20 protein-coding genes are annotated in these 13,070 nt (G+C 42.4%); 4 read left to right on the forward strand and 16 right to left on the reverse strand.

The genetic code is table 11. The features are described 5' to 3' along the window. Positions 1–4: 4 nt before the first annotated feature. The 10 genes from NFR88_RS13890 to NFR88_RS13935 form a co-directional block, all read right to left on the reverse strand. Positions 5–1,993 carry a hypothetical protein gene (locus tag NFR88_RS13890; protein ID WP_251616844.1) on the reverse strand — a complete coding sequence of 663 codons (1,989 nt, stop codon included), beginning with the start codon at positions 1,991–1,993 and terminating at the stop codon, positions 5–7. After that, a complete protein-coding gene (locus tag NFR88_RS13895) occupies positions 1,986–2,369 on the reverse strand; it encodes a hypothetical protein (RefSeq protein WP_251616846.1) in 384 nt (127 codons plus the stop codon). The genes NFR88_RS13890 and NFR88_RS13895 overlap by 8 nt, the downstream gene beginning before the upstream one ends. A gap of 47 nt (positions 2,370–2,416) precedes the next feature. Further along, positions 2,417–2,773 (reverse strand): hypothetical protein, encoded by a 357-nt coding sequence (locus NFR88_RS13900; protein WP_251616851.1) that lies wholly within the window; start codon positions 2,771–2,773, stop codon positions 2,417–2,419. 17 nt (positions 2,774–2,790) lie between these two features. Further along, positions 2,791–3,624, reverse strand: a complete 834-nt coding sequence (locus NFR88_RS13905; RefSeq protein WP_251616856.1) for a hypothetical protein — start codon at positions 3,622–3,624, stop codon at positions 2,791–2,793. 14 nt (positions 3,625–3,638) lie between these two features. Beyond that, positions 3,639–4,382, reverse strand: coding sequence for a hypothetical protein (locus NFR88_RS13910; protein WP_251616860.1), 744 nt, complete (start codon positions 4,380–4,382; stop codon positions 3,639–3,641). Positions 4,383–4,440: 58 nt separating this feature from the next. Next, complete coding sequence (locus NFR88_RS13915) at positions 4,441–6,078, reverse strand: hypothetical protein (RefSeq protein ID WP_251616865.1); 1,638 nt, start codon at positions 6,076–6,078, stop codon at positions 4,441–4,443. Further along, positions 6,078–6,323: a hypothetical protein gene (locus NFR88_RS13920; RefSeq protein ID WP_251616867.1), complete on the reverse strand. Its 246-nt coding sequence runs from the start codon at positions 6,321–6,323 to the stop codon at positions 6,078–6,080. The genes NFR88_RS13915 and NFR88_RS13920 overlap by 1 nt, the downstream gene beginning before the upstream one ends. Continuing rightward, on the reverse strand, positions 6,313–7,764 hold the full coding sequence (gene terL, locus NFR88_RS13925; RefSeq protein WP_251616868.1) for a phage terminase large subunit: 1,452 nt from the start codon (positions 7,762–7,764) through the stop codon (positions 6,313–6,315). The genes NFR88_RS13920 and terL overlap by 11 nt, the downstream gene beginning before the upstream one ends. Next, complete coding sequence (locus tag NFR88_RS13930) at positions 7,757–7,933, reverse strand: hypothetical protein (protein ID WP_251616869.1); 177 nt, start codon at positions 7,931–7,933, stop codon at positions 7,757–7,759. The genes terL and NFR88_RS13930 overlap by 8 nt, the downstream gene beginning before the upstream one ends. 478 nt (positions 7,934–8,411) lie before the next feature. Then, positions 8,412–8,939, reverse strand: coding sequence for a DNA-packaging protein (locus NFR88_RS13935; RefSeq protein ID WP_251616872.1), 528 nt, complete (start codon positions 8,937–8,939; stop codon positions 8,412–8,414). Positions 8,940–9,817: 878 nt separating this feature from the next. On the opposite strand from NFR88_RS13935, the gene NFR88_RS13940 reads away from it, so the two are divergent. Genes NFR88_RS13940 through NFR88_RS13955 form a run of 4 tightly spaced genes read left to right on the forward strand, consistent with a single transcriptional unit; the run spans position 9,818 to position 11,156 of the window. Beyond that, positions 9,818–10,315: a molecular chaperone DnaJ gene (locus NFR88_RS13940; protein WP_251616875.1), complete on the forward strand. Its 498-nt coding sequence runs from the start codon at positions 9,818–9,820 to the stop codon at positions 10,313–10,315. Positions 10,316–10,340: 25 nt separating this feature from the next. Next, positions 10,341–10,766: a hypothetical protein gene (locus NFR88_RS13945; RefSeq protein ID WP_251616878.1), complete on the forward strand. Its 426-nt coding sequence runs from the start codon at positions 10,341–10,343 to the stop codon at positions 10,764–10,766. A gap of 49 nt (positions 10,767–10,815) precedes the next feature. Next, a complete protein-coding gene (locus NFR88_RS13950; RefSeq protein WP_251616880.1) occupies positions 10,816–10,977 on the forward strand; it encodes a hypothetical protein in 162 nt (53 codons plus the stop codon). 11 nt (positions 10,978–10,988) lie between these two features. Beyond that, positions 10,989–11,156, forward strand: a complete 168-nt coding sequence (locus NFR88_RS13955) for a hypothetical protein (protein WP_251616883.1) — start codon at positions 10,989–10,991, stop codon at positions 11,154–11,156. A 32-nt stretch (positions 11,157–11,188) separates the two neighbouring features. Here NFR88_RS13955 and NFR88_RS13960 read toward each other — a convergent pair whose 3' ends face one another. From NFR88_RS13960 to NFR88_RS13985, 6 genes are all read right to left on the reverse strand, one after another. Further along, on the reverse strand, positions 11,189–11,611 hold the full coding sequence (locus tag NFR88_RS13960; RefSeq protein ID WP_251616886.1) for a sigma-70 RNA polymerase sigma factor region 4 domain-containing protein: 423 nt from the start codon (positions 11,609–11,611) through the stop codon (positions 11,189–11,191). Further along, on the reverse strand, positions 11,604–11,780 hold the full coding sequence (locus tag NFR88_RS13965; protein ID WP_251616891.1) for a hypothetical protein: 177 nt from the start codon (positions 11,778–11,780) through the stop codon (positions 11,604–11,606). Before NFR88_RS13965 ends, NFR88_RS13960 begins: the two co-directional genes overlap by 8 nt. A gap of 3 nt (positions 11,781–11,783) precedes the next feature. Beyond that, positions 11,784–12,065 carry a hypothetical protein gene (locus NFR88_RS13970; RefSeq protein WP_251616896.1) on the reverse strand — a complete coding sequence of 94 codons (282 nt, stop codon included), beginning with the start codon at positions 12,063–12,065 and terminating at the stop codon, positions 11,784–11,786. Further along, on the reverse strand, positions 12,031–12,420 hold the full coding sequence (locus tag NFR88_RS13975; protein WP_251616901.1) for a nucleotide modification associated domain-containing protein: 390 nt from the start codon (positions 12,418–12,420) through the stop codon (positions 12,031–12,033). The genes NFR88_RS13970 and NFR88_RS13975 overlap by 35 nt, the downstream gene beginning before the upstream one ends. A 22-nt stretch (positions 12,421–12,442) precedes the next feature. Beyond that, on the reverse strand, positions 12,443–12,817 hold the full coding sequence (locus NFR88_RS13980) for a phage N-6-adenine-methyltransferase (protein ID WP_251616907.1): 375 nt from the start codon (positions 12,815–12,817) through the stop codon (positions 12,443–12,445). After that, on the reverse strand, positions 12,810–13,070 hold a 261-nt coding region (locus tag NFR88_RS13985), incomplete at its 5' end, for a DUF551 domain-containing protein (protein ID WP_251616910.1). The genes NFR88_RS13980 and NFR88_RS13985, both read right to left, overlap by 8 nt.

Consider the following 13,070-nt stretch of genomic DNA (forward strand, 5'->3'; position numbering starts at 1 on the left):
TACCTCACTTTGCAAAATTGCCTATGCTGTAGGTCTTTGTATAGCCAATAATTCCAAACGGTTCATAAATGGCATCATTTTCAAATATCACCTGTAGCCGTTTGTATTTCTTGACCTTTTTTCGCAGAAATGCGTCCTGCGCTGATGAATTACTGTTGAAAGTAAAACGGCTAAAATCAATTACCTTCCAGTTGAAAATGTCCATCTGCCACGTGCCGATTTCAATCGGCGGGTTTCCATCTTTAGAAAAAGATATCGTAACTGAACTCCTGTCATACGGTAGCAGTGTCAGGACATTACCTTTCTTGTTCAGTGTTTTAAAATACTGCGGGTATCCATCACCGTCAAGAGGCGTACTCCACTTGCAGGGAATCGCAATACCGCCAGTCAATAACAATTTCCCATCATTATCAACCATTTCCGTTCCATCATCACAGTACGCTGTAATATCATCTATATCAGTATTAAATTTGCATATCCTGCCATCTACCGTACCAAACCACAGTTCATTGGCGTAAGTAAAGAAACAGGTTGCAGGTATATTTTCCCAATAATATGCTTCGTACACATAATCAGTATTCCTGCCCCGTTCGCTGGATTTCTTGCGTCCGTCCAGTACATATGCATGTCCATTGACGGATAAAATGTAGTACCGGTTCCAAACAATCCCCACTGCATTTTCAAGCGTCGGTTCTTTGCACAATCTTTTGTCAATCAACATAGAACGATTCCTTACTACTTTTTCACTGCTGATATATGTACTTGCAATTGCATAAATCCCCGTTCTTGCAAGGAATAACGGTTCGTCCACCAGCGTATCAAAAGAATTTCCTGATATTGCGCCGACACCAGCAATAGCAGGTGTTACAGAAAACGCAGTCTGACCATCAAACTGTGTTCCTTCAATCAGGTAAATGGTACTTTCCACGCTGATTTCATTTTTGATGGCTACAAGGTACTGCCCTACACGGTGTAGTCCTTTGATTTCGCCATCATTACCTACCGTCAAGTAATTGTCGTCAGGGAAATAAGCTGGCTTATTTACATCTGAGTAGTAGACCTTTGTGCCGCCTACCACGCAGAATAATCTGTCTGCTGCAACATAACCATAGGATTTTACAACACCAGTTGAAAGCAGTTCTACACGTTCCTTTTTGTACAAGCCTTTCATACTGCCGTCCTCCACGTTCGCGTCAAAGGCTTCATAGGTGATTCTTACATTATCCTGTCCTGTTACCACTGGGGCATGCGCCTGTGCAAACGTAACATACGGTGCACAAACAGAAAATGTTTTCATGCTGCCGTCAACATCACGTGCCGTTACTGTTTCTGCCGTCGGAAGCGTATATTCCGTAGTTTCTGTAAACATACCGTCCGCGCCCTGCACTTCTACCTTAACTGATGTTGCCACAATGTACTTGTATGCGTTTTCCGTTCTGTCTTTTTCCGGCACAAGGTTATACACTTTGCTCGTATCATCTCCCAAAAAAGACACCGTTCTTTTCGGCGTAAACAGATTCACGCTGTCAAGAAACGTGCCGCCTGTGCCGTCAGGTTTTCTTGAAATAATCGTCTCTGGCACATATGCGTCAGACAGTGCGTCCTTGAATGTGCTACCTATCTCGTAAATGCCATTTGCAAAGACATACACCTTACCATTGAATTTTATAATTTCTGCATTTTCAATAGTCTTATCAACTAACTTTGTCACCGTATCTGCTGTAATGCGATACACGCCAGCGGTTGTTATAGCATACAGTAAGTCTGAATCTATATAAAGTTTAAGAATTTGCTCATTTTCGCCAAGGCTATATTTGGTTCTCCACCCAAGCCTTTTGACCGGATTTCCCCCATTGTCACTTATCATATTCAGCGTATCCGGTGAACGCTTCCTATTGCATTCGGTTGAATCGCAGGAAAAATCTGCCCCCAGCAAATTATCATAATAAGCGTAACTTAACGTTGGCGGGTTTGGAATATTCATCTTAGCCAAACCTATACCCTCCTGTAATTGTCATCTTCGTGCCATTCATACGCTCAGAAAAAATCTGATTGCACAAATCATCATACTGGTTATAATACATAACCGCTTTCCGTTCGTCGTCATCAAGCCAAATATAGTAAGCACTTAGAAGCGGAAGCAACATAGTTACCTTTGCTGGAAGGTCTATTTCTGTCTCGTCGTCCGAGTCAATGTCAAGGGCAAAGGCTTCCGGATTCACCCCTTCCAGTCTGCTTACTACCGTATTTTTAATAATCTCTATGGAACGATTTATTGCATTGATAACGAGTTCTTTATACTCGTCCATACTTGCGTCTTCTTCAAATCCCATATCTCTTAATTTGTCTTTCAGGTCTCCAAATGTCATACTGACCCTCCTTTTAAAAAGGGGCGGGACAATGCCCGCCCAAATTCTTACGGCAATACAATGACTGCCGCTTTTACATCGGTGGAAGACGGAATGAATACCGCAGTTCCCTTATTTTCGCCAGTAACCTGTTTAAATGCACCGGAATCCAGCCTAAACACAGCAATGCCACCTGCTGCAATAGAAAAAGCATCGAGGTCAGCAACACCCTGAATGCCGTTACCCTGCTTTACTTTTACGTTAGCCGCTGCAGATCCGGTATTCTGAAACAGGAATACTGTTCTTTCGTCCTGCTGGCTAAAATCAATGGCAAAGCCATCTGCCGCCGCAGTGGCAGCAGTCAGCTGTACCAGCTTTCCTTCGTTCAGATTCACTTTCTGAAAATCAATATTTTTAATTGCCATATTTTCTCACTCCCTTCTTACGCTGCTTTACAGTTCAGCACGATTAGCTCTTTTGGTCTGACAATCTTAGTGTCATACAGTGCAAAACCTTTCACCGCATCAGCAAATGCTTTTTCTGGTCTGTACGGCTCTGTATGTACCTTCGGATTTGCAAATGCAATCGCTTTTTTGGTTCGGATCATGACAAGGTCATTGCTGTTTGTATCCTGTGCAACGTTGTTGCTCATCTTCACAATCACATTGCCGTATCTACCCACTTTGCCGTTTTCCAGCATCTTACTGTTGTCGGTGTCAAGCGCAGTATAAGCCTGCTTTAAAATCATGTAGAACCACGGTTTTACAGTCATAACGATTTCATCGTTCGGCTGCACATCGTTGTCATACAGTTTTACAAGGGCAGCATCAATCGTAGACAAAACATTGTCTTTTGTGATTGCTGTAGCTGTAGGATTAAATCTTACTGCCAGCTTGTCTCTTGCTACTTCGGAAATGAGTTTGTCCATCTCGTTCGCAACTCCAAGGCTGGATTCTTTGTTCAGCGCTTCCATGATACCGCCAGTTGCCTGCAATTTGTCAATATCGCCTACCATGTAGTCAAAGTAAGCAATATGGTTGATTGGCATAGATACCGCAGTGGATTCAACCTTTTCAGCACCGGTCAATACGATATCTCCGCCAACCTGTGTTTTGATTGTCGGTTTGCCCACGCCAAGGATTTTGACAGTGTCACCGATATTGGTAACCTCACCTTCATACTCTCTGTTGCAGTCTTCTGCAAACACCATTTTTCTTTCCAGTTCATGCTGGATTTTCTTTGCCCATACTCTAGGCACAAAATTCTTGTAAGACATAAATTTTCACTCCTTTACCATTTTTTCAATGAACGTTCAATGGCTTCAAAGTTTGCTTCCAATTCCTCATCAGACATGGCTTCTACTTGCTCTTTTGTGAAGTAATCGCTTTCTGCCTTTGTACTGTTTACACTTCCAATCGGTTTAGGCGGATTGACCTTCGTTTTAGCTTCTTTCGCCTTCACGGCAAAATACGCATCTATAGAGGACAGCCCTGCAGCAATATATTTTGGGAAGTCCTCGCCAAGGTCTGTGAGGTCTTTTACATTTGCGTCAATCTGCTGAATGTCAGCCAAGCCTTGTTCCATCATTCGTTCAATTTTGATTTGCTGTAATTCATTTTTCAGGTTCACATTTTCAGCTTCGGTGGTTTTTCTTTCCATCTCTGCTTGCATGCGTGCCCGTTCAACTTCTGGTGATACACCTGTTGCATTCGCTCTAGCCTGTATCGCCATTTCCATTGGGTCACCTTCAAAATACATGCCGAGTGCTTCTGCCATCATTGCGTTCTGCGCTTCTATTTCTGCCTGCCTAGCTTCCGCCTCTTCCGCACGCCTGCGCATTGCTGCCCACGCTGAATCCTCCGCTGTTTTGTTTGAAGGTTCTCCTTCTTCCACGACTGGTTCGGCGACTTCCAGTTCTTCTGCGCCTTCTTCACCTTCTGCCGGTTCGGCGACTTCCGGCTCTTCTGCGCCTGCACCTGAAATACTAAGTCCATCGTCAATATCAAGGTGCTGTGTGAACATGTTTTTTAACATAATTTCGTTATCTCCTTTTAAAAAATCTATAAAAAGAGACGGGCAGTGCCGCCTCAATTTACCCTATTAACATTTCCCCTTGCGGAACTTCCTCCTGTGGAGTCTGTTCTTGCATCTGCTGCATCATTTGCTGCTCTTGCTGCATTGCCTGCCGCTTTTTCAGCACCGCCTGCAATTTCGCCTTTGGTACTGCATTACTGTTGCAAAGTTCCACATATTCCTCAAATGTAATTTGCTGTCGTTCAAATACGTTGTCCAGCCACTGCTGTTCTGCCAGCTTCGACCAGGCATTATCCTGTGACACATCAACCCTTACAGAAGGTCTGATAGACTCTACCTGCTCAATTGGAATAATATCAGGCATATTCTGCAACATTGGGTCTGCACTATCTTCCAGCAAACCTTCATAATTTAGACCGTTTGGATTGAATGCTACCCAGATATCAAAAAAAAGCAGCGCCACATCTTCTACAAACTGTTGATATTGGGATATCTGCTTATTCAGAGGAATCTGCGCTTGGTCTCTGACCGCTAAAATAGCCTGCCCCGATGCCTGCTCTGGGTTGACGTTACCAGTTGCATAATCTCCTGCGCCTGCTAGTTCTCTTGACATGGTAAGCAAGTCGCTGAGTAGCTTGTCCGCATCGGAGGAAATGTTTGTTGCATTCAAATACGAAACCATCTGGTTGACAGACTGAGCGCCGCCGTTCACTTCAATTGGTGCCCCAGTTTTGTCCAAATCCTCTGGATTTGTAACAGCGTTTCTGTCATATGCGATTCGTGGATATGCAGTCAGCTTGACGGTTACGGAACGTCTTGCAATGGTTTTATTGACCTCAAGCTGATTCGGAATCAGCTGCGCAACCTCAGATACTCCACGTGCTGAGTTTGGACGTTTCTTCCAAATGAACGGCACAATAGGATAAGAGCGCAACCCAGTTCCGGTATATTCTCCAGCATCGTTCGTGCCTCTAACAACATGTGCAGGTTCGTACACAACATTTTTAGTCGACCTTGCAATTTCCACGTAGCCCTCTGCATTTTTGCTCATACAGAGGATTGACGTAATCTTATCGGTAACTTCGTCCTGATTGACTATCTGCACATCTTTATTATCATCAGAACGAATCAGTTCAAGTTTTTCTTTCGATATGTCATTTTCCTTTGCAATCTTGCGCACGCTTTCCACGTTAAGACGTTCAACTATCAAAACATACGGCTGGGTCTGTATATCTGTGATATTCTCATCTGCCAGTAAAACGGTTGTATTCGCAAGCACCTGTGGCGGTACTTTGGAATCACATTCGCCCCAAAAAGCATAAGCATCGCCCTGCACCGCAGCAGCCTCTATGACTTCCCATGCACAGGCATTCATTTTGCCCTTGTCCCAGCTTTCTACAAACATTTTGTTTAGGATTTCACAAATTTTTTGCGTATCCTTGTTGGAATTTAGGTCGGAATATACCGCGGTCATCATGTTCTGCGACACAACGCCGACTTTATACTTGATGACTGGTTCGATAAAGTTGAGAACTGGCAGTTTTTCACCGCCACTTTCCATACCTTCCCACTGGTTTCCTATGTAAAAGTTCCAATTCTCGTTAGTCTTCTTAATCAAGGACTTTTTATCTAAATAATCCTTGCATTTCTGATATCTTTTCCAAATTTTAGTCAGATTTTCATCTTGCTTTTTCATTAGATAACCTCCTGACCTCCGGACGTACCGTCATAACGGTCTATATTCCTTAAAAGTGCTGCTGTCTTCTCATCAATCTTTGGTTTTTTCGTTCTTTTTACGATATTTTTCACAGTCGGAACAGTTACTTTCACCTCCGCATTAATGTTGTAGCCTTTCAGGAAGTACTGAACCACAATAAACGGCACAATTAAGGCATTAAAAAACGCCAGTATCACTACTGCCGCAACTAAACTATATAACATTGACTTTTTCACCTCTATCTATTGACTTTCGTTTCTTTTTCAGCCCCGGAAACATCCTATACAAAGGGGGTTCTGCTGCTGATGGCTTATGTTCTGATTTGCTATAGATTAACCTGTTTAAAGCCTGTGACATAGCGTCTACTTGATCATCATGTGAACCGCGCGGAAATGCCGCACATTCTTCGACAAACTCATCTGTAAACGGTTTGTTTCTTGGTAAATACACATTGCCTGACTCAATCGCACCGGAAACAGCATTGACTCTAGCAACCTTACCACCTTCAGGGGTTATCGGAATAATTCCCGCTATATCATGCCTTAATACCTGTACGATAGCGGAACCATTCGCCTTATCCTCTATCAAAGTAGAAAGGCACTTTGGATACATCGCCCTAAGCCTAAGTATCTCTCTGACGGTGTCCGGCATATTCAGGTGACGCTTCACCGCATCAACAAGATACATATTTGCGCCTGTCTTGCCCCAAACCTGTATTGCTACATAGTCATTGTCTTTACCATCTTTGAAAGTTGCGTCAACAGACATTACCCAGTCGACAATATCAGGAAGTTCATCGTAGTATTGCCACCACTCACGTTTTAGCATATTACCTTCCGCAGAAGTGGGTCTTCCTTGAAACAATGCGTTCCAGCTTCTTGTTCCATCTGTGTAACCACTTTTGAAATCGGCAAGCCATTTATTATCTTTCTTGATTTCCGGACAAAGCGCATCTCCGACTTTTCTTCCAAGCGGGTCGTTTTCCTCCGCCTCACACGGCAGATTCAAGATTTCAACATTCTTTTCTCTTGCAATAATTCTACCCGCAAGGTCATCTTCATGCCATCTTGTCATAATGACAATGATTTTAGCGCCCGGCGCAAGTCTGGTTTTATACGATGAATTCCATTCGTCCCAAATTCTTTCTCTATAGCTTTCAGAATCAGCTTCCTGTTGTGTTTTGACCGGGTCATCAATGATAAATAGATTTGCTCCGTTACCGGTAACACCGGAAGTCACACCTCTTGATATCATTCCGCCCTTATGATTATCTAATTCAAACTCAACAGCTGAATTCGGCGATTTTGCCAGTTTTATTCCAAATATCTCATTGCCATGCTCTTCAATCTTTGCGCGATTACGCCGTCCAAACTTTTCAGCAAATGTCTCCGAGTAAGACACTTCTATCACTCTATGCAATGGATTTCTACCAAGATACCATGACGGAAGGGTCTCTGTTACAGTCATGGACTTTCCATGCTGCGGCGGTGTCGATAATACTAAAATATCATACGCATTATCCGTTTCTCTCTCTAAAAAAACCTGCACCCTATCACACAAATACCGATGAAACTTTGACGGAATCCAACCTGTATTCACGAATTCACAATATGTACAATAATCATTTTGGAGTATTGCACGCAAGGCGTCATCACGTTTACTCATGCAACCTCACCTCTTTATTGTGCTTCATGCACCATTCGCTGCCTTGCAGCTTGTCTATCTTTGCTGTGACGATATCACAATCATCATTGCATCTCATCAAAGCCGCTGCCAAACAGCAGCAGACTATTTCTCCATTTTCTGATTTAATCCTAATCCTAAGCTTTTCCATCTTTCCCTCAAATTTTTATAATTTTATACTGATGAAATATTCGACCAGTGGGATGTTTTAGATTTGATTGGAAATGTACGCATGTACTACCTACCCGCTGGCGCGAACGAGTGGGGCGCGTTACGATGTGGTATCCTACCCCCACTCCTACCCATCATGGCGAAATTGGTATATCCTTTTTTCTATTCGTAAAATATGCAATAAAAAATCTGCCGGACACTGCAACATTATTCATCAGCGGCAGACACTGCACATGCTGTCATGTACTATATCTTGTGTGCATAGGTGGTGTATACTAATATCGTTACATTTTCATAGCATTTCCAACGTTTTCAGGACCTTAACTATTCCGAAAATTGTCATGTTGGGAATAGTTAAAATGTATCAAATGTATAAATATACGTCATTTTCATGGTGTTACCCCGACATTTCCCGGTACTTTATACACATTATTCACCAATACAGAATACTTATACCGCTATTTCTGCCGCTCTGTGTACTGCTTGATTAACTTGTCGGCGGTCGCTTTGTCTGCCAGCTTTGGCTTGATTTCGGTATTGACATTTTCTTGCTTGTCTGCCCAGTTGCACCAGTTTTTCAGACAGAAGATTGTCATAGTTTTCTCATATTTCCCAAGGCTTGCGCCCTCTGTCAAGCAGTCTGACAGCATATCAATGTACATCTTTTTGATTTCGGGAAAATATATCTCCAGCGTGTTATATACCGTTCTCGGCGTGATTTGTAGATATCTAGCAAAATTCGCCTTTGTTGGATATATGCTGTACTCGTTTAGTCTTACATGCTCTATAAAGTCACTAAATGTATCTATTAAGTCTTCCGGTGTGCTAAAGGCTTTAGGCTTTCCTGATAGTGTTCCTTGACCTGCCCCCGGATTCTTAACGCCCGAATGTGTTCTAATTTTGTTCCCTGCCTCATCTATGCAGGTAGTCTTTCCTATGCGGGTCAATTCCCCGACTGCCTGCGACATTGGCAAAACCTTTCCCATGTTGTTTATCTCCTTACTCATTTCTTGCAATGGTGTTTATAAATATTATCAAAATTCATATTCTGTTTTTTTCCCTTGTGATTACTTGTTGTGTGCTTGTTTATCCCCAACACAAAACCCCGGCTGTAGATTGACCGGGGTATGTGTGAAAGGAAAAAACACAATGAACCAATTATGTAAAATGTGGGAGAACACTGTAGATTAGGTTTTCCCATCATTTCCACAATATCATTATACCACGGAAAAAGCCCAAAAATTTACGGTGTTTTTCCGGTGTTTTAAGGGGTTCAAGAAAAAGTTTTGCGGGAATACCGTTAGAATTTCAACGTTTATTGAATTTATTAAAAAAAGTTTTGAAAAGGGGTTGACATACTTTTGCAAGTATGCTATTATGAAAATGTCAAGAGGACGAAGCCAAGCGGCAAGCCTTTTAAAGAGGGGTAAGCGGAAGCGAGAACCTTACAGAAAGGAATTTGAACGATGCGAATCACAATTACACTTTCAAAAGGTGTATTGAGGATTACGATTTCGACAAATAAAAAGACCGCAACGGCTCGCACCCGGTAGCGGTCAAACGTAATCCGAAGCTTGCCGTAAGGCTCACTCCTCTTGACATCATAATAACACAAAAAGGCGGTGATTGCAATAGGAAAAACAAGCTCAGATGTAAAGAACCGTTGGAACCGAGAGAATTACTGTAGACTTACCGCAATGATTCCGAAAGAAATCGGTGAAAAATTTAAAAAGAAATGCAAACAAGAAAACATATCCATGAATAGCATTTTTTTGGAAGCAGTCGAAAAATTTTTAGGGAATGAATAGGTTCCCTAAAAAATATAGCATACTTTATAAAGTATCATAAAGAAAGGAACAGAACAATGATGAATACAAGATTTTTTAAGAACATCGAAACTTTAGAAGACCTGAAAGCACAGTACAAAAAATTAGCAATGGCAAACCACCCGGACAGAGGCGGCGACCTTGAAACCATGAAAGCCATCAACGCAGAGTATGACGACCTTTTTAAGATGGTAAAAGATATCCACAAAACAAAAGAAGGTAAGACCTACGAAAAAGAAAATAACGAAGCACCGGAAGCATTCAGAAATATGATGGAAACCCTCATCAGAATGAACGGCGTACACATTGAAATTATCGGCTGCTTTGTATGGGTATCCGGCGAAACTAAGCCGCATAAAGACCAGCTGAAAGAAATTGGTTTCAAATGGCACAGCAAGAAATTATGTTGGTATCTTGCCCCAGCTGATTACAAGAAACGCAACAAGAAACAGTTTGGACTGGACGAAATCCGCACCATGTACGGCGTACAGTTTGAAGCAGACGGAGAATCAAGAGAAAAGAGGCTGACCGCATAAGGTCAGCCCCAAAGGAAGGAAACACATGGAATACAGAAACGGAACATATACAGAGCAAATATATATCACATTATTTGACCCCAAAACAACGGCAAACATCGACAAACTTCAGCGGCACGATAAATATGCTGTCGACGCAATAAAGTACCTTGAAAACATGATTTTAAAGGTCAAGGAACATCGCAATGAGTTAGCCGCAAGAGCCGTTGACCTGTCACTGATGGACAGCCGCACCACTATCACACTAAAGCGTGAAAAACGATACAAAGATAAGGTGTATTATTTCCTGACAGAAAAACGGATTTATGCCGATGGAACATCGCATCTCATCAGCTCCACAAAGTACGAAGGAAAACGGCGTAGCGATGCCATAAAGGCATTTAATCAAATCAAAACAAAAAAACCGCATTATGATTTTGTGCTTGACATTGAGAAATCATGGTGGGAATAAGCCGAAACGCCGGGCGGCTAATCCCGGCAGAAAGAGAGGAAAATATGATATGAAACGTAGGAAAATTAAAACAGTATGGGCATATCTTGACGGCAAAAAACTTGTTGACGTCGTGCAAGCAGCACTTGATAATAATATATCTGTTGATAATGTAAAACAGTTGCTTATCAAAGAAAATCTAGATCACAAAGTGACATTTAAAGTAGAGTAAGGAGGAACACCTTGAAACGAATTTTAAAAATTACCGCAATCATTGCAATTACAGCAGTTATCACCTATTTAATCACCATGAACAGCCTAATCATAGAAACCGATGGAAACGGAGACAGCGCCTTTGTAGAATCATTCGGAATTAAGTGGTTTATGGGAATTAACGGGTTTGAAGTGTAGAAAGACCGGGTCGAAACTGACCCGGTTTAATACTATCCAAAAATTAAATGCTGAAACCTATTCAGTGCCCTTTTCCGTATGTCATAGATCGCAGATTGTTCAAGGTGTAGCGCCTCCGCAAGATGATAAACTGCGGCAGTTTTAGTCTGACCTTTAAGAAAAAACTCCGTTAATACAGTTTGTTCTGTCTCTGTAAGCTGCGACATACAATCATCAATCCTCTTTAAGTCGTGCTCGTAGTCCTCAATCTTAGCAGCTAAGTCAATGCGCCTAAGTGCTGTTTTTTCCAACGCATCAGTCCCCTTTGACCCTGATACCTTACCGCTACTGTAATCCATGCCGCCTGCCCCATCTAAAGCATTGTACTGCTCCCTAAGCGATTTTAAAACAGCTTTGTTGTGATTATATTCTGCAAGCAGTTTTGCCGTGTCATAGTGATAATACTGTTCAATCAAGCCTTTTTCCTCCCTGCTTTGTCACCGGGAAATGTGCCCGGTCTCCGTTTACGTCCGTAATGATAGCCGCGTGGCATGTCCTGCACTGGTTGTTGCAAGGTATGTACCCTTTCCTGTTCGCCATCGACTCATCACATTCTATTTTCTTAATCCATGAAAATTTTTTCATGCTTTACCTCCCTTCTAAATCGTCAAGCAGCTGCTTAACATCTATTCCGGTCAGGTCTTTGCAGTCCTTGACCTGCTCCCATACACTTGTCCGCTTGTCTGCTACCTCTGCCATTAAAGCCAGATAAGCGCCCAGAAAGTCCGCTATCCTCTTGCTGCGCCAGCCGTAGACCGTCCACAAGGTTCTGAAAACGATTGCCATGTTTAAGTAATTCGACTCTCTGACATAGTCGGGCGGCTTCCGCTGCGGTTTACTCTGCTTCTTTTTCTTTGCTCTTGGTATCATTTTTTCTCTCCACAAGTTCCATAATGCAGTAATTTGCCAAATCCAGCAGAGTGTCCTCCACAGATTCATCTTTCACCCGCCTATTGCCGTGCTGCATAAGCTGCTCTAGGCGGCTCATTTTATCCTCTAATCGGATTAGAATAGCTTCGGGGTATTTCGCCCTTACCTTGACAAAACTGTCTCCGTAGTCTGGTGTTTGCTCTATTTCTGTAATCATGGCTGCTTTACATATGTCAGACAAACCTTCAAGTTGAATAACAGCATCAATGTAGTTCGTTACTATCCAGACCATGTAACTTCTCCTGCCTAAAGCGTATCGCAAGGCACAAATTAAAATCATTTCATAGTCTGTCATTCCTATTCACCTCCCCTATAGATCACCAACATTGACGGAAAAGGCGCTGGATCAGCTGGATTTCCGCTTTTCCGTATATGTAATCGTGAAAATAGCTTGTATCTGTTCTCGCTGGAATCAAAAGAACGATTGTTATTCCTTTTTTTGATTCCTCATATGCCTTTTTGACCCAGTTTTTAAGTTCTCTGCCGTAAGGTGGATTGCAGAATACCGTCCCGCCGCAGTCCCAGCTTTGCAAAAGCCCGTCTGTTTCAGGCGTATAATAAATGCTGCATTTCGCCGTTTTATTAGTTGCCGCTGCATCAAGCGCAAATGCAAATTCTTCGTTTAGCTTATTGAAGAAGTCTTGCGGTGTACACCAATCCATTTTCTGGGAAGACAAAAGCACATCATTCATCTTCTCCCTCCCACGGTTCAGGCAGTGGCTGCCATGCGTCAACTTCCGTTGCAAAAAATCCGGCATCATATCTGTTCTCTGTGTCAAAATCAAAAACATCTACGAGTTTGACAATTTTGTCATTAACGCCATCATAATCCGTTCTGCTTATAAGATATCTGCCAGCTATTTCCGGAAGTCTCTCACTGCATGGTATCCATCTCGTTTTCTCTAGTGCCTCCATCGCCATGTTAATTTCACAATCCAGACAATC

It is taken from the genome of Senimuribacter intestinalis (genome assembly GCF_943192965.1).
In the GTDB taxonomy this organism is placed as follows: Bacteria; Bacillota; Clostridia; order Peptostreptococcales; family Anaerovoracaceae; genus Senimuribacter; species Senimuribacter intestinalis.